Here is an 18,150-nt window from a genome sequence, read left to right on the forward strand (position 1 = left end):
TTCGAGCCGCGCGGCCCGCGCACTCCCCGCCGGCCCTACTCCAGGCCCCATTTCTGCAGCCGGTAGCGCAGTTGCCGCAGCGTCATGCCGAGATTGCGCGCCGCGGCGGAGCGGTTCCAGCGCGTCTCGTCCAGCGCCCGCAGGATGCGCTGGCGCTCGTCGTCGCTGACATCACCGCTCTCCTCGCCGCCCTCGGCGACGGGCGCCTCCCGTTCGGGCGGCGGCGGGGCAAGGCCGTCGGCGGGCTGCAGGTCGATGTCCGCGGCACCGATGGTTTCTCCCTCGCACAGCGCGCAGGCGCGCTCGAGCAGGTTCTCGAGTTCGCGCACGTTGCCGGGAAAGGCATGGCCCCGCAGCGCGGCGAGCGCATCGGGCGACAACCGCCGCGGCGCGCCGCCTTCGCGTTCGGCCACCCTGGCGAGGATGTGCTCGGCCAGTTCGGGGATGTCCTCGGCGCGCTCGCGCAGCGGCGGCACGCGCAACGTGATGACGTTGATGCGGAAATACAGATCCTGGCGGAACTTGCCGTCGGCGACCAGGCGCGACAGGTCCTGGTGGGAGGCGGACAGGATGCGCACGTCGACCGGCTCCTCGGCATGCGCACCGACGGGCCGCACCGCCCGCTCCTGGATGGCGCGCAGCAGCTTGACCTGCATGCCCAGCGGCAGTTCGCCCACCTCGTCGAGGAACAGCGTGCCGCCGCGCGCCGCCTGGAACAGCCCCTCCTTGTCGGAACTGGCGCCGGTGAAGCTGCCCTTGCGGTGGCCGAACAACTCGCTCTCCATCAGGTCCGGCGAGATGGCGCCGCAATTGACCGGCACGAAGGGTCCGGCGGCGCGTGCCCCCAGGCCGTGGATCAGGCGCGCGATGACCTCCTTGCCGGTGCCGGATTCGCCGCGGATGAAGACCGGCGCCTGGTTGCGGGCGAGCTTCCCGATCTGCGCGCGCAACTGCTCGAAGGCCGGCGAATGGCCGATCAGGCTGCGGCCGGGCGGCAGCGGCGCGGCCCTGGGTTCGAGCTTCAGCGCGTGCGTCACCAGTTCGCGCAGCGCCTTCAGCTCGACCGGCTTGGTGACGAAGTCGAACGCGCCGAGCTTGAGCGCGCGGATCGCCGTCTCGATGCTGCCGTAGGCGGTGATCACCGCCACCGGCAGGCCCGGCAGGTTGCCCTGTATGTATTCGACGAGTTCGAGGCCGTCGCCGTCGGGCAGGCGCATGTCGGTCAGGCACAGGCGATAGCGCCGCTGCGCGAGCCGTTCGCGCGCCTCGGCCACGCCGCCGGCGGCGTCGCAGGCCAGTCCCATGCGCAGCAGCGAGAGTTCGAGCAGTTCGCGGATGTCCTCCTCGTCGTCGACGACGAGGACGTCGATGCTGTCGGGGCGGTTGCGGCGCTCGATGACGCTCATGGTCGGCTCCGTCCGGTGAGCACGAAATCGGCACCGGGCCCCTCGCCGTGCAGTTCCAGCTCGGCATCGTTGGCCTCGGCGAGTTCGCGGGCGATGTAGAGTCCCAGCCCGGTGCCCTTGGCGTGCGTGGTGAAGAAGGGTTCGAAAAGATGGCTGCGGGTCGCTGCGTCGATGCCGGGGCCGTCGTCGGCGACGTGCAGCGCCACGCGCCCGCCGGCCAGCGGCTCGGCGTACAGGCGCACCGAGCCGGGCTGGCCGCTGCAGTAGCGGCGCGCATTGGCGAGCAGGTTGTCGAGGATCTGGTGCAGGTGGGCGCGATCGATGCCCAGCGTGAACCCGGCGCCGATGTCCAGCGCATACACTGCACGCTCCGTCTCGTCGGTCAGCACGCGGGCGTCGATCACCTCGGCGGCGAACGCGGCCAGCGGCAGCGCCTCGGGCACGGCATGCTCGCGGCGCCCGAGCGCGAGCACGTCGCGGATCATGCGTTCGATGCGATGCGCGTTGTCGTTGATGATGCGCGCCAGCCGCGCCTGCATGTCGGCGCGCTTTTCCTCGCACAGCAGTTCGGCCGCCTGCGTGACGGCCGACAGCGGATTGCGGATCTCGTGCGCCATGCTGGCGGTCAGCCGCCCGAGCGCGGCGAGCTTGAGCTGCTGCATCTGGCGCTCCACGTCCTCGAAATCGGTCAGGTAGATCAGGATTTCGCCCGTGGCGCCTCCGGCCTCGCTGCGCACCGTGCGGCAGCGCATCAGCCGCCCGGCGGGCCCCAGCCGCAGCACCCGCGGCCCCAGGCCGTCGCCGCGCGCGAGCGCCTCCTCGAACACCGGGTCGACCTCGGCCAGCAGCCGGCCTTCGAGGCGCGACACGCCGAGCAGCATCGCCGCCTGCGGATTGATCTGCAGCGCGCGGCCATCCACCCCCACCACGATCACGCCGTCGTGCATGTCGCGGATGATGCGTTCATTGACTGCCTGCTGGCGCGCCAGCGCCTGGCCGCGCTCGGCCGCCAGCAAGGCGTTGACCTGGGCGCGCAGCGCCAGCCGGCGCGACACGATGGCGATGCCGAAGAAGCCGGTGCAGAAGATGCCGACCTGCAGGAAGTCGCCCGGCTGGCCGCCCGCCGCGAAGCGCCAGGCGTTCTCGAGCAGCACCGACAGCGTCGCCAGCGCGGCGAAGAACAGCACCATGCGGCCTTCGGCCAGCAGCCCGGTGCCGGCCAGCACCACCATCATCAGCACCGGCATGCCGCTGCGGTAGCCGCCGCTCGCCCACATGATCACCGACAGGCCCAGCACGTCGGCGAGGATCAGCAGCAGGATCACCCGCTCCAGGCCGAGGCGCCGCACCGCATCGGGAAAGCCCAGCGACAGCACCGCCGCGAGGTAGCCGAAGGAGGCGATCTCGTAGGCGAACGGGTGCTCGCCGCCCAGCCCGAAACTCTGCCCGCCGCCGACGAAGATGCCCGCCAGCAGCAGACGGAAGAAATTGAAATAGCGCAGCGACAGGCGCCGCGAACGATCGACGCCCGCCCAGCCGGCCGGTCCCTCAGTCGCGCTTGCGTGGGCCGGCAAGACGATGCGCCTCGCTGCAGAAGAAACGTTCGCCATCACGCACGCCCTCGCTCTCGGGCACGTGGACGCCGCAATGGGCGCATTCGACCATGTGTTCGACCCGGCGCCGGGTCTTCCCGGCCTTCTCCCCGCCTGCCGCCCGCCCCTCGCCGGCGCGCCTGATGGCACGCCGTATCCACCAGATTCCCCACAGGGCCAACAGGAAGATCAGCAGATTGCGCACGGCGGCGGTCGCAGCGGATGACGAGCCGCGAATGTTAGCACGCGGCCCGCTCACACCCGGACGAGGCGCTCGCAAGCCGCCGCCAGGGTCGCCTCGTTCTTGGCGAAGCAGAAGCGGATCACCCGTTCGTCGCGGCCGTCGGCGAAGAAGGCGGACACCGGAATCGCGGCGACGCCGACGTCGCGCGTCAGCCGGCTGCAGAATGCGGCGTCGCTCTCGTCCGAGATCGCCCCGTAGCGCGCCAACTGGAAATAGGTGCCGCGCGAGGGCAGCAGTTCGAAGCGCGAGCCTGCCAGCGCATCCCGGAAGAAGTCGCGCTTGGCCTGGTAGAAGGCCGCCAGCGCGAGATGCCGAGATCCGTCGGCCATGTAGTCGGCCAGCGCGAGTTGCACCGGCGTATTCGCCGTAAACACGTTGAACTGGTGCACCTTGCGGAACTCCGCCATCAGTTCGCGCGGCGCTACCACGTAGCCCACCTTCCAGCCAGTGATGTGGTAGGTCTTGCCGAAGCTCGACACCACGAAGCTGCGCGCCGCCAGTTCCGCATGCGCCGCGCAGCTCGCGTGGCCGGCGCCGTCGAAGACGATGTGCTCGTACACTTCGTCCGCCACCACCACGATGCCCGTGCCGCGGGTGATGGCGGCAAGGCGGTCGAGATCGGTCGCGGACCACACGGTGGCGGTCGGGTTGTGCGGCGAGTTGATCATGATCATGCGGGTGCGCGGCCCGACGGCGGCGGCGACCGCGTCCCAGTCGGGGCGGTAGTCGGGCGCGGCCAGGCGCATGCGCACGGCGCGGCCGCCGGCCAGCTCGATCGCCGGCACGTAGGAGTCGTACACCGGCTCGAACACGATCACCTCGTCGCCGGGCCGCACGCAGGCCGTCACCGCGGTGAACAGCGCCTGGGTGGCGCCGGCGGTCACCGTGACTTCGGATTCCACCTCGTAGGCGGTGCCGTACAGCGTCGCCACCTTGCGCACGATGGCCTCGCGCAGCGGCAGGCAACCCGCCATCGGCGCGTACTGGTTGTGGCCGGCCCGCATCCAGTGCGCCACGCGCTCGAACAGGACGTCTTCCGCATTGAAGTCCGGAAAGCCCTGCGACAGGTTGATCGCCCCGCACTCCTGCGCGAGGCGGGACATGACGGTGAAGATGGTGGTGCCGACACCGGGCAGGCGCGATTCGATCGGGGCGGGGAAGGTCGGCATGGCGGCGCTCCGGCATTCTTGGTGCGGGGAGCGCACATTCTCGCAAACCCGTGCGCTGCCGGCGACAGGGATGAATCACTACGCGCGTCGCCCGCCGGACACCGGTGCCGGCGAAGGTTCGGGGAAGGCCCGACGGCGGACGCCACCGGCCCACGGCGGGCAGCCGCCGGCCGGCGACGGCAGTGATTAGAATGGCGGGCATGCACGACACCGCCCGCCCCGACCCGCCTTTTCGCCCGCCCGTCGCCACGCTGCGGCGCGATGGCGACGCCATCGCCATCCTCGACCAGACGCTGCTGCCCTTTCGCGGCGAGACCCGGCGGCTGGAAAGCGTCGGCGAGGTCGCCGAAGCCATCCGCATGATGCGGGTGCGCGGCGCCCCGCTGATCGGCGCGACCGCCGCCTACGGCGTGGCCATCGCACTCGCCGCCGACGGAAGCGGCAACGAAGTGCTCGACCGCGCGCTCGCCGCGCTCGGCGCCACCCGCCCCACGGCGGTCAACCTTCAGTGGGCGCTGGCGCGCATGGAGCGCGTCCTCCGCCCCCTCGCCCCCGGCTCGCGCCGGGACGCGGCATGGCGCGAGGCGGACGCCATCGCCGACGACGACGCCGCCACCTGCGCCGCCATCGGCAGGCACGGCCTGGCCCTGCTCGCCGGAATCGCCCGCCGCCAAGGCCGCGTGCGGGTGATGACGCACTGCAACGCAGGCTGGCTCGCCACCTGCGGCGCCGGCACCGCACTCGCGCCGGTGTATGCAGCGCATGTACAAGGCATCGCAGTGGAGGTGCTGGTGAGCGAGACCCGGCCGCGCAACCAGGGCCTGCTCACCGAATGGGAACTGCGCCAGGCCGGCGTGCCGCACACGCTGATCGCCGACAACGCGGCGGGGCTGCTGCTTGCCCGCGGCGAGGTCGACGTGGTGATCACCGGCGCCGACCGCATCGCCGCCAACGGCGACACCGCGAACAAGGTCGGCACCCTGCTGAAGGCGCTGGCGGCGCGCGAAGCCGGCGTGCCCTTCTACGTCGCCGCGCCTCATTCCACGCTCGATTTCGCTTGCGCGGACGGCACGCGCATCCCGATCGAAGACCGCGATGCCGACGAGTTGCGCGTCGTGCGCGGAATCGGCAACGACGGGCGCGTCGCCGAACTGCGCCTCACACCCCACGACGCGGCGGCGGCCAATCCCGCCTTCGACGTGACGCCGGCGCGACTGATCGCCGGCATCATCACCGAGCGCGGAATCGCCGCCCCCGGCGAATTGCACGGCCTCTACCCGGAGCAGGCCCGATGAAGCCCGAAGACGCCGACGCGCTGCGCGCTGCGCTGCTGGAGACCGCGCGCGCGATGGCTGCCGCCCGGCTCAACGCCGGCACCGCCGGCAATGCCAGCGCACGGCTCGGCGGCGACCCGCAGGCCGACGGCCTGCTGATCACGCCGAGCGGCCTGCCGGCCGAAAGCTGCACGCCGCAGGACATGGTCGTCGTGCGCGCCGACGGCCGCTTCGACGGCGCACTCCTGCCCTCGTCGGAATGGCAGCTGCATTGCGCCGTCTATGCCGCCTTCCCCGACGCCGGCGCCATCCTGCACGCTCACGCGCCCTTCGCCACCGCGCTGGCCTGCCAGCGCGGCGACATCCCGCCCTTCCACTACATGATCGCCCGCTTCGGCGGCGGCACCGTGCGCTGCGCGCGCTACGCCACCTTCGGCACCCGGGCCCTGTCCGATGCCGCGGTGGCGGCGCTGCGGGGCCGCCGCGCCTGCCTGCTCGCCAACCACGGCATGGTGGTGCACGGCCGCAACCTCGATCATGCGCTGGCGCTGGCGATCGAGTTCGAGACCCTGTGCGAACAGTATTGGCGCACCTGCCAGCTCGGCCCGCCGGTGCTGCTGTCGGACGAGGAAATGGCGGAGGTGCTCGAGCGCTTCAAGTGGTACGGGAAGCCGCTGCGGACGTCCGGCTGATCCCGGCCCGCCGCAACCCCGCGTTCACTCCTCTTTCCCGTCGTCGTCCCCACCGGTTGCCGCATCGACGCCGGCGGCGACCGCATCGACCGCCATGCCGGTCACCGCGGCCCCGGCCTTCACCGCGGTGGCGGCGACGGTCACCGTGGCGTCGGCCACCGCGACCACCGCGCAGCCCTGCAGCAGCGCAAGGAAAAGGCCGGCGACGACCAGCCGCGGACGTATTGGACTCGCCCTGTCGCTACGCGACGGGGAACCGGCTTTGCACAGCCGGCCCGCTCGGGCGGCGCGAAGCAGGGCGTCGCGCAACCCCGCCGCCCTCGCACGCCCTCGGAGAGGGTAGTGCAGGGATCTTGCAGAGCACTGCTCTGCGCCCGCGGAACGGGCCGGCTGCGCAAAGCCGGCCCTGGAACGAGCGCCCCCTTCGGGCGGCCGGGCGGCGGCGCTCACGCTGCCTCCCTGCCGCCGGCGGCCTGCTCCAGCACGTGCAGCAGGATGGAAGTGTCCTCGCGCCCCCAGCCGCTGGCCATCAGCGCATTGAGCTGCTGCCATACCTGCGCCGCCACCGGCAGCGGCACTCCCAGGCGCGAGGCGTCGTTCATCAGGATGCCGAAATCCTTGTGGTGCAGGCGGGCCTCGATGCCGGGCCGGAAGTCGCGCTTCACCATGCGTTCGCCCATCACGTCGAGCACGCGCGAGCCCGCCGAGCCGCCGGCAAGCGCATGGCGCACCGCGGCGAGGTCCAGCCCGTGGGCGGCGGCAAGCTGCATGGCCTCGGCGCAAGCCTGGATCGCCGACACCATGATCATCTGGTTGCAAGCCTTGGCCACCTGGCCCGCGCCTGCCGGCCCGATATGGACGATGCGCTTGCCCATCGCCTCGAGCAGCGGCATCACCGCCTGCAGGCTCGCCTCTTCGCCGCCGGCCATGATGGCCAGCGCGGCGTCGATCGCGCCCTGCGCACCGCCCGACACCGGCGCATCGACCCAGCCCACGCCCTGCTGCGCATAGCGGGCGGCCAGTGCGCGCGCGGTCGCCGGCGCGATGGTGCTCATGTCCACATGGATGGCGCCGGGGCGAAAGCCCGCCGCCAGCCCCTGCGCGCCGAAGGCCAGCGTTTCGACGTCGGCGCTGGCGGTGACGATGCTGACCACCACGTCGCTGCGCGCGGCCAGCGCCGCCGGCGTATCGCACACCGCCGCGCCGGCCCGCGCCAGCGGCGCCGTCGATTCCGGCCGCCGCGCCCACACCGCCAGGTCATGCCCGGCCGCCAGCAGATGGCCGGCCATCGGCGCCCCCATGGCACCGAGGCCGACGAAGCCCACCTTCATCTTTGCGCCGCTCATTGCCCCGGCCCTCCACTCATGCGCTCGAGCAGCTTCAGCATCGCCACCGAGTCCTCGTCGCCGAGGCCGCTGCCGGCCATCGCGTTGAACAATTGCGCGGCCGCGGCTGCCGACGGCAGCGCGAGGCCGAGCCGGTGCGCCTCCTCCATGACGATGCGCAGGTCCTTCTGGTGCATCCATGCCTTGAAGCCGGGCCTGAAGTTGCGCTCCAGCATGCGCTGGCCGTGGTTCTCGAGGATCTTCGAATAGGCGAAGCCGCCGAGCAGCGCCTCGCGCACCCTGCCGCCATCCACGCCGCTGCTGGCCGCGAAGTTCAGCGCCTCGGCCACCGCCGCGATGCCCACGCCGGTGATGATCTGGTTGCAGGCTTTGGCCACCTGGCCGGCGCCCGCCGCGCCGATCCGCGTCACCGACCCGCCCATGGCCCCGAGCAGCGGCTTCACCATGCCGAACGCCGCCTCGTCGCCGCCCACCATGATGGTCAGCGTACCGGCGATGGCACCCGCTTCGCCGCCCGAAACCGGAGCATCGAGGGCGACGATCCCTCTTTCCCGCAGGCGCGCGGCGATGTCCTGCGCCGCGGCGGGCGCGATCGTGCTCATGTCGATATGGACGTGGCCGGGCTTCGCGCCGTCGGCCACGCCGCCCGGACCGAGCGTGACCTGCCCGACGTCGGGCGCGTCGGCCACCATGCTGATCGTCACCGGCGCCCGGTGCGCGACTTCGGCGGCATTGGCGCAGCCGGTGGCACCGGCCTCCAGCAAGGGCTGCATCGACGCCCGGCGGCGGCTCCACACATGCACCCGGTGCCCCGCCTTCAGCAGGTTGAGTGCCATGGGACGCCCCATCAAGCCGAGTCCGATGAATCCGACTTCCATTTACGCCGTCCTCCTTGAATAATCGCGCGATGAACTACGGACCCATCATCAAGGAAATCGGCCGGGGCGCCAAGGGCTCGCGGCCGCTCGACATTCCCACCGCGGCGGACCTGTTCGGCGACATCCTCGACGGCAAGGTGCCCGACCTCGAACTCGGCGCGATCCTGATCGCGCTGCGGGTGAAGAGCGAATCGCTGGACGAACTGCTCGGCTTCAAGCAGGCGATGGACGCGCGCTGCGCCCAGGTCGCGGTGCCGGCCGGCCCGCGCTGCGTGGTGCTGCCGACCTACAACGGCGCGCGCCGGCAGCCCAACCTGATGCCGCTGGTCGCCCTGCTGCTGGCGCGCCGGGGCGTGCCGGTGCTGATCCAGGGGCGGCACGACTTCGAGACCCGGGTGAGCCCCTTCGGACTGCTCGCCGCGCTGGGCATCGAGCCCGCGGCCAACGCCGCGTCGGCCGCGGCGCAACTGGCCGCCTCGCGGCTGGCCTGCCTGCGCGTCGATCAACTGCTGCCGGGGCTCGACCGCCTGCTGTCGCTGCGTCCGCGCATGGGCGTGCGCGGCAGCGGCCACACCATGGCCAAGCTGCTGGACCCGGCGATCGGGCGCAGCGTGCGGGTGGTGGCGGTGACGCATCCGGAATACCTCGAGCGCATGGACGGCTTCCTGCGCCGCGATGGCGGCCGGGCGATGCTGCTGCGCGGCACCGAAGGCGAGATCTACGCCAATCCGCGGCGCTGCCCCGAACTGAAGGTGTATGCCGACGGCGAAGGGCGCATCGCGGTGCCGGCAGAGGAAGGCGGCGCCCCGCCGCTCCCCGGCCTGCCCGATACGCCGTCGGTGGCCGACAACGCCGCGATCATCCGCGCGATGCTGGCCGGCGAACAAGCGGTGCCGGAGCCCGTCCGGGCGCAGGTCGCGGCCTTGGCCGAACTGGCGGCGGACGCCCCGCTGCCGGACCAGACCTGACCGCGTCCCGCGGCGCGGGCTTCATGCCGCACGGCCCGGCCGGCGCAAGAACAGGGCCGGCGCCGCTCCCGCGGCGGAAGCGGGGCGCCGGCCCGGGATCTCAGGCCGCCAGCCGGCCGTCGCGGAAATCGCTCAGCGCCTGATAGATCTCCTGCTCGGTATTCATGACGAACGGCCCGTATTGCGCGATCGGCTCGTCCAGCGGCTGGCCGGCGATCAGCAGGACCCTGGCATCCTGCCGCGCCTCGATCACCACGCCGTCGGCCTGCGGGTCGTTGGCGAGGATGGCCATGCGCTGCACCGGCACCGCGGTGCCGCCCACGTCCCCCTCGCCGCGATACACATAGACGAAGGCGTTGTGCCCCGCCGGCAATGCCTGGGCGAAACGGCTGCCCGCGGGCAGGTGCAGGTCCAGGTACAGCGGCGCGGTCGCCTCGCGCGTCACCGCGCCGGCGACGCCGTGGCTCCCGCCGGCGATCACCGTCGCCTCGACACCCTCCGCGGTGGCGAAGCGCGGCAGTTCGCCGGCGGCGAAATCGCGGTACCAGGGCGTGCACATCTTGTCGCGGCCGGGCAGGTTCAGCCACAACTGGAAGCCTTCCATCATGCCTTCTTCCTGCTGCGGGATCTCCGAGTGGATCACGCCGCGGCCGGCGGTCATCCACTGCACGCCGCCGTTTTCCAGCAGGCCCTCGTGGCCGGCGCTGTCGCGATGCAGCAGGCGGCCGGCGATCATGTAGGTGATGGTCTCGAAGCCGCGGTGCGGATGATCGGGGAAACCGGCGATGTAGTCGTCGGGGCGGTCGCTGCCGAAGGCATCGAGCATCAGGAAGGGATCGAGCCTGCGCTGCAGCGGCTGCGTCAGCACCCGGGTGAGCTTCACGCCGGCGCCATCGGAGGTCGCCTTGCCGGCCACCAGGCGCTCGACGCTGCGGGGATGGGCGACCTGTTCGGTGCGAGGTGCGGTCTGGATCGTCATGTTCCTCCTCCTGAAAAGACGGGCCGCCGGGAGCGGCCCGCCGTCATCGGATCGCGGCGGGGCACCGGACGGCGCCCCGCACGCCGGACCGTCAGGCGAGCGCGGCTTCCAGATCCGCGGCCGCCTGGGTAAAGCCCTTCTGCGCCGCCTCGGGACCCATGTTGAGGCCCTCGGCGTAGATGAAGCGCACGTCGGTCATGCCGAGGAAGCCGAGCACCGTCTTCAGGTAGGGTACCTGGGTGTCGCGCTCGGTGCCGCGGTACAGGCCGCCGCGCGCCAGTGCGACGAACACCTTCTTGCCCGTCAGCAGGCCCTCGGGGCCATTCTCGGTATAGCGGAAAGTGACGCCGGCGCGGGCGATCGCGTCGATCCAGTTCTTGAACTGGGCGGTCACGGTGAAGTTGTACATCGGCACGCCGAGCACCAGCACGTCGGCCGCCTGCACCTCGGCGATCAGCGCGTCGTACAGCGCCACGCGGGCAGCCTGTTCCGGCGTGCGCTGCCCGGCCGGCGTGAACAGCGCGCCGAGGCCGGCTTCGTCGAGCACCGGCACCGGGTCGGCGGCGAGGTCGCGCACCGACAGCTTCGCGCCGGCGTTGGCCGCCAGCAGGCGGGCGGCGACGTCGTTGGCGACGCGGGTGGAGTTGGCGCCTTCGCGGCGGGCACTGGAGTTGATCTGCAGGATGTTCATGTGTCGGTCCTCTGTGCTGAACGAGATTGGGTGAGACACACTTTAATCTTGCCAACACGCTCACATAAGATCGAAAAACGGATTACATTGTCCCGACCATGGAACAGTTCGAACCCAACGACCTGCTGATCTTCGCCCGCGTCGCCGATGCCGGCAGCTTCAGCCGCGCCGCCGAACGGCTCGGCCTGCCCAAGTCCACCGTGTCGCGCCGCATCGCGCTGCTGGAAGAGCGCGTGGGCGAACGCCTGATGCTGCGCACCACCCGCCGGCTGACGCTCACCGAGTTCGGCCACCACCTGCTCGAGCATGCGCATCAGGTCGCCGCCGAGGTGGACGCGGTGCGGGCGCTGACCGAACATCGCCAGGCGCGGCCCCGCGGCCGGCTGCGCGTGTCGATGCCGAGCGACTTCGCCAACCTGCTGCTCACCGACATGCTCGCCGCCTTCATCGCGATGCATCCGGACATCTCGCTGGAACTGGACCTGTCGCCGCGGCGGGTCGACCTGCTGGGAGAGAACTTCGACGTCGCGCTGCGCATGGGCACCCTGCCCGACGACTCGCTGCTCGCCGCGCGGCGGATCGCCGTCTTTCCCCACGGCCTGTACGCCGCGCCGTCCTACCTCGCCGAGCACGGCGAGCCGCTGTCGCCCGACGATCTCGGCGAACACGAGGCCCTGCGCCTGCTCGCCCGCAGCGGCGACCCCATCCCCTGGCTCCTGCAGCGCGGCCCGCAGCGCTGGGAAGGCGTGCCGCCGGGGCGCACCACGGCGAACTCGCCGGAACTGCTGATCCGCCTGGCGCGCGCCGGCGCCGGCATCGCTGCGGTGCCGGAGTTCGCGGCGAATCCGCGCGTGCGCCGCGGCGAACTGCGCCGGGTGATGCCTGACTGGTGCCTGCCTTCGCACACCGCCTGGGCGGTGTTTCCGGGGCGCCGCCTGATGCCGGCCAAGACCCGCGCCTTCATCGACATGCTGCAGGCCGCGCTCGACGACGACGCCCTGCCGCCAGCCGAAATCTGAGCGCCTGCCCGGCCGCCGGAAGGGGGCCCGTCCTCGCCCGGGCGGGGGTTGCGGAGCGCCGCCCTGCTCCTGCGGAACGGGCCGGCCGTGCAAGGCCGGCGCGGCGACGCGAAGGCAGTCCGGCGAGCGCGGAACTTGCGCGGGAAATGCGCGCCAAAGCGGGGCGCGCGAAAGGCTGGCGGACTTCATCGCCTACAATCGCGTCGCCGCCGGCCCGGGTCCGCGCCGCACGACCGATCAACCACCAACGACGATCCTCCGCTCCGATGTCACTGCTCCAGCAAATCTGCCGCCTGCCGGCCCGTACCCTGTTCTTCGCGCTCTTCGCCATCTGCGTCGGTCTGCTCGGCGGCGGCCTCTACCTGCAGCACGTCGTCGGCCTGCAGCCCTGCCCGATGTGCATCATGCAGCGCTATGCCTTCGTGGCCGTCGCGCTGATCGCGCTGATCGCCGCCCTGCACGGCCCGGCCGCCACGGGAGCGCGGGTGTATGCCCTGCTCACCGGCATCACCGCACTCGCCGGTGCCGGCGTCGCCGCGCGCCAGAGCTGGATGCAGCTCAATCCGCCGGAGATCCCGGAATGCGGCCCCGGCCTGGAGTACCTGCTGGAGAGCTTCCCGCTCGGCCAGTCGCTGCCGATGATCTTTCGCGGCGCGGGCGACTGCGCCACGATCGACTGGACCTTTCTCGGCCTGTCGCTGGCCAACTGGTCGCTGCTGTGCTTCTGCGCGGTGATCGCCTTCTCGGCCTGGCTGGCGCTGCGCCGCAGCGGCGGCTGAGCGGCGCCCCGCTTGCTCACGCCGCGCCGCCCTGCCGGCGGCCGGCGCGCTCGTCGCCGAGCGCCTGACCACCCGGCCGCACAGCGCGCTGACGCGGCTGTTCCAGGCGCGCCTCGAACCGCTGCGCGAAGCGGCCTGAGCGCTGCCGGGCAGAAGGCCGGACCGGCCGCCCGGACGCGGGCCGGTTCAGCCGACCACGCGCACGATCGCCCCGCCGATCTCGTACATGCCGCCGCCCAGCGCATTGCAGCGCTTCACCCGCAGCCGGGCCACCAGCGGCGGCCGTTCGATCCCGCCCTCCGGCGCGGCGACCGCGACCTCGAGCACCTCGCCCTCGCCGGGCACGTAGGCGGCATGCAGCGTCATGCCGCCTACGCCGAGTTCCATGCACTTCGCGGGGATGCGCCGTCCTTCGCCGAGGTGGATCAGCGCCGGGCAGCCGATCGGGATGCGGCGGTCGAGGCGCCGGTCGTCGCGGCCGCTTCTGTCTTTCATGATGACGGGCGGGTGGAATGGAAGGGAGCCCATTCTATCCCGCCCGCGGGCGGCGGTCCGGTCAGTCCTTCACGCCGCACCTGCGCAGGATGTTCTCCAGCGGGCACAGGCCGGTGAAGCCGCTCTGGAACAGGTTGGCGCCGACGAAGACGGTGAACCACAGGAAGTTCTTGTTCACGAACAGCGGCGAGCCCTCCACGCCGAGCGCGAGCGAGATCAGCACGAAGGCGCCGGCGAAGATGCGCACGAATTTGTTGACGTTGAGCGCCATCAGTCTTCCTCCTTGAGCCGGGCGAGGCGGTTGCGCATCGCCGCGTAGTACAGCACCGGGATCACGACCAGCGTCAGCAGCGTCGAGATGAGAATGCCGAAGATCAGGCTGATCGCCAGCCCGTTGAAGATCGGGTCGTCGAGGATGAACAGCGCGCCGATCATCGCCGCCAGCGCGGTGAGGCCGATCGGCTTGGCGCGCACCGCGGCGGCGCGGATCACCGCCTCGTCGAAGGCCATCCCCTCGCGCACCTGCTGGTTGACGAAATCCACCAGCAGGATGGAATTGCGCACGATGATGCCGGCGAGCGCGATCATGCCGATCATCGAGGTCGCGGTGAATTGCGCCCCCAGCAGCGCATGGCCGGGCATCACGCCGATGATGGTGAGCGGGATCGGCGCCATGATGATGAGCGGCGCCAGGTAGCTGCGGAACTGCGCCACCACCAGCAGGTAGATCAGCACCAGCCCCACGGCGTAGGCGGCGCCCATGTCGCGGAAGGTCTCGTAGGTGATCTGCCACTCGCCGTCCCACTTCAACTGGTAGCCCGCATAGGCGTCGGCCGGCTGGCGGATGAACCACTCGCCCAGCGTGCCGCCCAGGCCGGGCGCGCCGGCGAGTTCCATGTCCTTCACCTTGCCGCGGATGTCGAACATGCCGTAGAGCGGCGAATCCAGCCTGCCGCCCATGTCGCCGGTGACGTACACCACCGGCAGCAGGTCCTTGCGGTACAGCACCTGTTCGCGCGTGGTCTCGTGCACCTGCACCAGTTCGGAGATGGCGACCAGCCGCCCGTCGCCGGCGCGCACCTTCATCGCCAGCAGGTTGGCCACGTCCGACTGCCGCACCGACGGCAACTGGATGCGCACCGGGATCTCGTACTTGTTGTCGCCGCCATGCACCGGCGTGACGTCCTCGCCCGACAGGCCGAGCCGCACCACCTCGACGACGTCGGCCTGCGCCACGCCCATGCGCGCCGCCTTGGCCTGATCCACGCGCAGCACGAGCTTGGGCGCAGCCTCGTCCACCGTGTCGTCGACGCCGACGATGTCGGCCGTGCCTTCGAACGCCGCGCGCACCTTCTTCGCCGCCTCGACCTGCCCCGCGTAGTCGGGCCCGTAGATCTCGGCGACGATGGGCGACAGCACCGGCGGGCCGGGCGGCACCTCGACCACCTTGGCATTGCCGCCGTTGCGGCGGGCGATCTCCGTCACCGCCTCGCGCACCGCCACGGCGGTCTCGTGGCTCTTGCGGTGGCGCGCCTTCTTGTCGACCAGGTTCACCTGGATGTCGCCCATCTCCGGGCTGCTCCTCAGGTAGTACTGGCGCACGAGGCCGTTGAAATTGATCGGCGCCGCGGTGCCGGCGTAGGACTGCCAGTCCGTCACCTCCGGCACGGTCGCCAGGTGCGCGCCGATCTCGTTGAGCACGCGCGAGGTCTCCTCCACCGGCGTGCCCACCGGCATGTCGAGCACCACCTGGAACTCGCTCTTGTTGTCGAAGGGCAGCATCTTCAGGACGACCAGTTGCACCGCCGGCAGCGCCACCGACGCGGCGATCAGCGCCAGCACCGCCAGCCACAGCCTCATCCGCGCCCGCGCGCCGGTGCGCTCGTCCAGCATCGGCGCCATCACGCGGCGGAACAGGCCGTCCAGGCGGCGGGTGAGCCTGTCCTCGCCCTCGTGGTGGTGCGCATCGACCGAGCGCAGCAGCTTCTGCGCCAGCCAGGGCGTCACGACGAAGGCCACCGCCAGCGAGATGAACATCCCCATCGAGGCGTTGATCGGGATGGGGCTCATGTAGGGCCCCATCAGCCCGGTCACGAAGGCCATCGGCAACAGCGCGGCGATGACGGTGAAGGTGGCGAGGATGGTGGGCCCGCCCACTTCGTCGACCGCCTTCGGAATCAGCTTCCACAACGGCGTGTCCGGCTCCAGCGTGTGCCAGCGGTGGATGTTCTCCACCACCACGATGGCGTCGTCGACGAGGATGCCGATGGAGAAGATCAGCGCGAACAGGCTCACCCGGTTCAGCGTGAAGCCCCAGGCCCAGGACGCGAACAGCGTCGCCGCCAGCGTCAGCGACACCGCGATGCCGACGATCACCGCCTCGCGGCGGCCGAGGGCGAAGAACACCAGCGCGACCACCGCCGCGGTGGCGAAGACGAGCTTGCCGATGAGCTGGGTGGCCTTGTCGTTCGCCGTCTTGCCATAGTCGCGCGTCACCGTGACCTCGACACCGTCGGGGATCAGCGCGCCGCGCAGCGATTCGATGCGCGAGATGGCCGCCTGCGCGACGTCGGACGCATTCGCGCCCGGCTTCTTCGAGACCGCCAGCGTCACCGCGGGAAAGAGCCCCTGCCCGGCAGCCGCTGCGCCGGAGCCGAACCAGACGTAGCGCGAAGGCTGGTCGGGCCCGTCGTCCACCTGCGCGACGTCGCGCAGGAACACCGGCCTGGTGTCGTGCACGCCGACCACCAGCCGGCGCACGTCTTCGGCCGATTCGATGTAGGTGCCGGTCTGCACCAGCACCTCGCGGTTGGCGGCGACCAGGCTGCCGGCCGGCTGCGACGCGTTGGCGAGCTGCAGCGCCGCACGCAGGTCCTGCGCGGTGACGCCGTGCGCGTTCATGCGCTCGGTGTCCATCTGCACCCGGATCACGTGGCCGGGGCCGCCGACGGTGGCAACGTCGCGCGTGCCGTCGATGCGCTTCAGTTCGGTCTCCACCGCGCGCGCCACCTGCTGCAGGTCGAAGCCCGCGCGCGCGGGGTCGGCCGTCCACAGCGTGAGGCTGACGATGGGCACGTCGTCGATGCCCTTGGGCTTGACCAGCGGCGTGCCGACGCCAAGTTGCGGCGACAGCCAGTCGGAATTCGAATGCACCGTGTCGTACAGCCGCACCAGCGCGGTCTGGTTCGGCACGCCGACCTCGAACTGCACGGTGATCACCGCCATGCCCGGCCGCGACACGGTATAAACGTGATCGACGCCGGCCATGCGCGACAGCACCTGCTCCGCCGGCCGCGCCACCAGCGCATCGACGTCGCGCGCCGAGGCGCCCGGAAAAGGCACCAGCACGTTGGCCATGGTCACGTCGATCTGGGGTTCCTCTTCCTTGGGCGTGATCAGCGTCGCGAACACGCCGGCCAGCAGCAGCACCAGCGCGATCAGCGGCGTCAGCGCGTTGCGCTGGAAGCCGGCCGCGATGCGGCCGGAGATGCCGAGTCGGTCTTCCATCGCCGGTGCTCCGCGCTCAGCGTCCCGCGACCGGCCCGGCCGCCTGCGCGGCGATGCCCGCCCGCACCGGATCGACCGCCACCGATTCGCCCCCCGCCAGCCCGGCCAGTACCTCGACCTCGCCCTGCGGGCCGACCGCCTGACCGATGCGCACCTGGCGCAGCGTGAATCCGCCGCGCCCGTCGACGACATACACCGCCGTCAGCTCGCCGCGGCGCAACACCGCCGCGGGCGGCACCATCACCGGCGCCGTCTGCGTCGATGCATCGGCGGAGTGGAAATGGACGCGGGCGAAGCTGCCCGGCAGCACGTCCTGGGTGCCCGCCGGCAGATCGACGCGCACGCGCACCGTGTGGGTGCGGGCATCGGCGGCAGGCAGCACGGTGACGGCCGCCGCGTCGATCGAGCGCCCACGGTCGGGCAGCTCGATGCGCGCGCGCAGCGCCGCCGCACCGCCGAGTTCGGCGATGCGCTGCTGCGGCAGGTCGACCAGCGCGCGCATCGCGGTCGGGTCATACACCGTCAGCAGCACGCGGCCCGGCTGCGCCATCTCGCCGCGCTCGATGTGGCGTGCAGCCACGAGGCCATCCAGCGGCGAAGCAATGGTGGTATAGCCCTGCACGGTGGCCGCCTGGCCGCGGCCGGCGCGCGCGGCGCGCAACTGCGCCTCGGCGGCGTCGAAGCGGGTGCGGGCCTGGTCGAGCGCGGACTGGCTGACGAACCTGCGCTCGACCAGGCTGCGCGCGCGCTCGTACTCGGCGCGCGCGTTGATGAGATCGGCTTCGGCCCGCGCCACGCCGGCATCGGCTCCCGCCACTGCCGCTGCGGCTTCCGCGGCATCGATGCGCATCAGTACCTGTCCGCGGCGCACCGCGTCGCCGGCATCCACCGCCAGTTCCACCACGCGGCCCGCCACCTGCGCGGCGAGCACGGACTGCCGCACTGCCTCGATGGTGGCCTCGGCGGGCTGGGCGCGCATCACCGGATGCGCCTCGATGCGGACGACGGGCACGTCGGCCTGCGCAGCGAACGCCGCACTGCCGAGGAGCGCGACGAGAAACGGCGGGATCATGAGCGCTTTCATGTTTATAAGTATATTCTTATAAACTTT

General features: G+C 71.5%; 18 protein-coding genes. 5 read left to right on the forward strand and 13 right to left on the reverse strand.

Features of this window, described 5'->3' with window-relative positions; genetic code table 11:
* Nucleotides 1-35: 35 nt before the first annotated feature.
* From CCZ27_RS14275 to CCZ27_RS14290, 4 genes are read right to left on the reverse strand one after another with little or no spacing between them, the layout of a single operon-like run.
* Nucleotides 36-1,406 (reverse strand): sigma-54-dependent transcriptional regulator, encoded by a 1,371-nt coding sequence (locus tag CCZ27_RS14275; protein ID WP_096449213.1) that lies wholly within the window; start codon nucleotides 1,404-1,406, stop codon nucleotides 36-38.
* Entirely contained in the window at nucleotides 1,403-2,980 is a 1,578-nt protein-coding gene (locus CCZ27_RS14280) for a sensor histidine kinase (protein WP_232516423.1), read from the reverse strand. The genes CCZ27_RS14275 and CCZ27_RS14280 overlap by 4 nt, the downstream gene beginning before the upstream one ends.
* On the reverse strand, nucleotides 2,955-3,203 hold the full coding sequence (locus tag CCZ27_RS14285; RefSeq protein WP_096449218.1) for a PP0621 family protein: 249 nt from the start codon (nucleotides 3,201-3,203) through the stop codon (nucleotides 2,955-2,957). Before CCZ27_RS14285 ends, CCZ27_RS14280 begins: the two co-directional genes overlap by 26 nt.
* Nucleotides 3,204-3,253: 50 nt before the next feature.
* Nucleotides 3,254-4,411, reverse strand: a complete 1,158-nt coding sequence (locus CCZ27_RS14290; protein WP_096449220.1) for a pyridoxal phosphate-dependent aminotransferase — start codon at nucleotides 4,409-4,411, stop codon at nucleotides 3,254-3,256.
* A 200-nt stretch (nucleotides 4,412-4,611) separates the two neighbouring features.
* On the opposite strand from CCZ27_RS14290, the gene mtnA reads away from it, so the two are divergent.
* The gene (gene mtnA, locus CCZ27_RS14295) at nucleotides 4,612-5,706 is read left to right on the forward strand and encodes an S-methyl-5-thioribose-1-phosphate isomerase (RefSeq protein ID WP_096452598.1); all 1,095 of its coding nucleotides are present in this window, start codon (nucleotides 4,612-4,614) and stop codon (nucleotides 5,704-5,706) included.
* Nucleotides 5,703-6,377, forward strand: a complete 675-nt coding sequence (locus tag CCZ27_RS14300) for a class II aldolase/adducin family protein (protein WP_096449222.1) — start codon at nucleotides 5,703-5,705, stop codon at nucleotides 6,375-6,377. The genes mtnA and CCZ27_RS14300 overlap by 4 nt, the downstream gene beginning before the upstream one ends.
* Before the next feature lie 24 nt (nucleotides 6,378-6,401).
* Here CCZ27_RS14300 and CCZ27_RS14305 read toward each other — a convergent pair whose 3' ends face one another.
* From CCZ27_RS14305 to CCZ27_RS14315, 3 genes are all read right to left on the reverse strand, one after another.
* On the reverse strand, nucleotides 6,402-6,686 hold the full coding sequence (locus tag CCZ27_RS14305; protein ID WP_232516424.1) for a hypothetical protein: 285 nt from the start codon (nucleotides 6,684-6,686) through the stop codon (nucleotides 6,402-6,404).
* 137 nt (nucleotides 6,687-6,823) lie between these two features.
* Nucleotides 6,824-7,708, reverse strand: a complete 885-nt coding sequence (locus CCZ27_RS14310; protein WP_096452602.1) for an NAD(P)-dependent oxidoreductase — start codon at nucleotides 7,706-7,708, stop codon at nucleotides 6,824-6,826.
* Between the two features lie 11 nt (nucleotides 7,709-7,719).
* A complete protein-coding gene (locus CCZ27_RS14315; protein WP_096449224.1) occupies nucleotides 7,720-8,601 on the reverse strand; it encodes an NAD(P)-dependent oxidoreductase in 882 nt (293 codons plus the stop codon).
* Between the two features lie 29 nt (nucleotides 8,602-8,630).
* On the opposite strand from CCZ27_RS14315, the gene ybiB reads away from it, so the two are divergent.
* Entirely contained in the window at nucleotides 8,631-9,569 is a 939-nt protein-coding gene (gene ybiB, locus CCZ27_RS14320; protein ID WP_096449226.1) for a DNA-binding protein YbiB, read from the forward strand.
* 100 nt (nucleotides 9,570-9,669) lie between these two features.
* On the opposite strand, the gene CCZ27_RS14325 is transcribed toward ybiB, so the two are convergent.
* Nucleotides 9,670-10,548, reverse strand: coding sequence for a pirin family protein (locus CCZ27_RS14325; protein ID WP_096449228.1), 879 nt, complete (start codon nucleotides 10,546-10,548; stop codon nucleotides 9,670-9,672).
* A gap of 91 nt (nucleotides 10,549-10,639) precedes the next feature.
* On the reverse strand, nucleotides 10,640-11,239 hold the full coding sequence (locus tag CCZ27_RS14330) for an FMN-dependent NADH-azoreductase (protein ID WP_096449230.1): 600 nt from the start codon (nucleotides 11,237-11,239) through the stop codon (nucleotides 10,640-10,642).
* Nucleotides 11,240-11,337: 98 nt separating this feature from the next.
* On the opposite strand from CCZ27_RS14330, the gene CCZ27_RS14335 reads away from it, so the two are divergent.
* Together CCZ27_RS14335 and CCZ27_RS14340 are read left to right on the forward strand one after the other, a co-directional pair.
* Nucleotides 11,338-12,258: a LysR family transcriptional regulator gene (locus CCZ27_RS14335; RefSeq protein ID WP_096449232.1), complete on the forward strand. Its 921-nt coding sequence runs from the start codon at nucleotides 11,338-11,340 to the stop codon at nucleotides 12,256-12,258.
* A gap of 266 nt (nucleotides 12,259-12,524) precedes the next feature.
* Nucleotides 12,525-13,037, forward strand: coding sequence for a disulfide bond formation protein B (locus CCZ27_RS14340; protein WP_096449234.1), 513 nt, complete (start codon nucleotides 12,525-12,527; stop codon nucleotides 13,035-13,037).
* 186 nt (nucleotides 13,038-13,223) lie between these two features.
* On the opposite strand, the gene CCZ27_RS14345 is transcribed toward CCZ27_RS14340, so the two are convergent.
* The 4 genes from CCZ27_RS14345 to CCZ27_RS14360 form a co-directional block, all read right to left on the reverse strand.
* Nucleotides 13,224-13,532 (reverse strand): PilZ domain-containing protein, encoded by a 309-nt coding sequence (locus tag CCZ27_RS14345; RefSeq protein WP_096449236.1) that lies wholly within the window; start codon nucleotides 13,530-13,532, stop codon nucleotides 13,224-13,226.
* Between the two features lie 61 nt (nucleotides 13,533-13,593).
* A complete protein-coding gene (locus CCZ27_RS14350) occupies nucleotides 13,594-13,803 on the reverse strand; it encodes a YgaP family membrane protein (protein WP_096449238.1) in 210 nt (69 codons plus the stop codon).
* The gene (locus CCZ27_RS14355) at nucleotides 13,803-17,039 is read right to left on the reverse strand and encodes an efflux RND transporter permease subunit (RefSeq protein ID WP_096449240.1); all 3,237 of its coding nucleotides are present in this window, start codon (nucleotides 17,037-17,039) and stop codon (nucleotides 13,803-13,805) included. The genes CCZ27_RS14350 and CCZ27_RS14355 overlap by 1 nt, the downstream gene beginning before the upstream one ends.
* A gap of 16 nt (nucleotides 17,040-17,055) precedes the next feature.
* The gene (locus tag CCZ27_RS14360; RefSeq protein WP_232516425.1) at nucleotides 17,056-18,111 is read right to left on the reverse strand and encodes an efflux RND transporter periplasmic adaptor subunit; all 1,056 of its coding nucleotides are present in this window, start codon (nucleotides 18,109-18,111) and stop codon (nucleotides 17,056-17,058) included.
* Nucleotides 18,112-18,150: the final 39 nt, after the last annotated feature.

Origin of the sequence: Thauera sp. K11, assembly GCF_002354895.1 — a bacterium.
Classification (GTDB): domain Bacteria; phylum Pseudomonadota; class Gammaproteobacteria; order Burkholderiales; family Rhodocyclaceae; genus Thauera; species Thauera sinica.

Excerpts from the sequence above, each read along its gene's own strand:
- CCZ27_RS14275 (WP_096449213.1), bottom strand. The coding sequence starts at position 1,406 with ATGAGCGTCATCGAGCGCCGCAACCGCCCCGACAGCATCGACGTCCTC.
- CCZ27_RS14290 (WP_096449220.1), bottom strand. The coding sequence starts at position 4,411 with ATGCCGACCTTCCCCGCCCCGATCGAATCGCGCCTGCCCGGTGTCGGC.
- mtnA (WP_096452598.1), top strand. The coding sequence starts at position 4,612 with ATGCACGACACCGCCCGCCCCGACCCGCCTTTTCGCCCGCCCGTCGCC.
- CCZ27_RS14300 (WP_096449222.1), top strand. The coding sequence starts at position 5,703 with ATGAAGCCCGAAGACGCCGACGCGCTGCGCGCTGCGCTGCTGGAGACC.
- CCZ27_RS14310 (WP_096452602.1), bottom strand. The coding sequence starts at position 7,708 with ATGAAGGTGGGCTTCGTCGGCCTCGGTGCCATGGGGGCGCCGATGGCC.
- CCZ27_RS14315 (WP_096449224.1), bottom strand. The coding sequence starts at position 8,601 with ATGGAAGTCGGATTCATCGGACTCGGCTTGATGGGGCGTCCCATGGCA.
- ybiB (WP_096449226.1), top strand. The coding sequence starts at position 8,631 with ATGAACTACGGACCCATCATCAAGGAAATCGGCCGGGGCGCCAAGGGC.
- CCZ27_RS14325 (WP_096449228.1), bottom strand. The coding sequence starts at position 10,548 with ATGACGATCCAGACCGCACCTCGCACCGAACAGGTCGCCCATCCCCGC.
- CCZ27_RS14330 (WP_096449230.1), bottom strand. The coding sequence starts at position 11,239 with ATGAACATCCTGCAGATCAACTCCAGTGCCCGCCGCGAAGGCGCCAAC.
- CCZ27_RS14335 (WP_096449232.1), top strand. The coding sequence starts at position 11,338 with ATGGAACAGTTCGAACCCAACGACCTGCTGATCTTCGCCCGCGTCGCC.
- CCZ27_RS14340 (WP_096449234.1), top strand. The coding sequence starts at position 12,525 with ATGTCACTGCTCCAGCAAATCTGCCGCCTGCCGGCCCGTACCCTGTTC.
- CCZ27_RS14345 (WP_096449236.1), bottom strand. The coding sequence starts at position 13,532 with ATGAAAGACAGAAGCGGCCGCGACGACCGGCGCCTCGACCGCCGCATC.
- CCZ27_RS14350 (WP_096449238.1), bottom strand. The coding sequence starts at position 13,803 with ATGGCGCTCAACGTCAACAAATTCGTGCGCATCTTCGCCGGCGCCTTC.
- CCZ27_RS14355 (WP_096449240.1), bottom strand. The coding sequence starts at position 17,039 with ATGGAAGACCGACTCGGCATCTCCGGCCGCATCGCGGCCGGCTTCCAG.
- CCZ27_RS14360 (WP_232516425.1), bottom strand. The coding sequence starts at position 18,111 with ATGATCCCGCCGTTTCTCGTCGCGCTCCTCGGCAGTGCGGCGTTCGCT.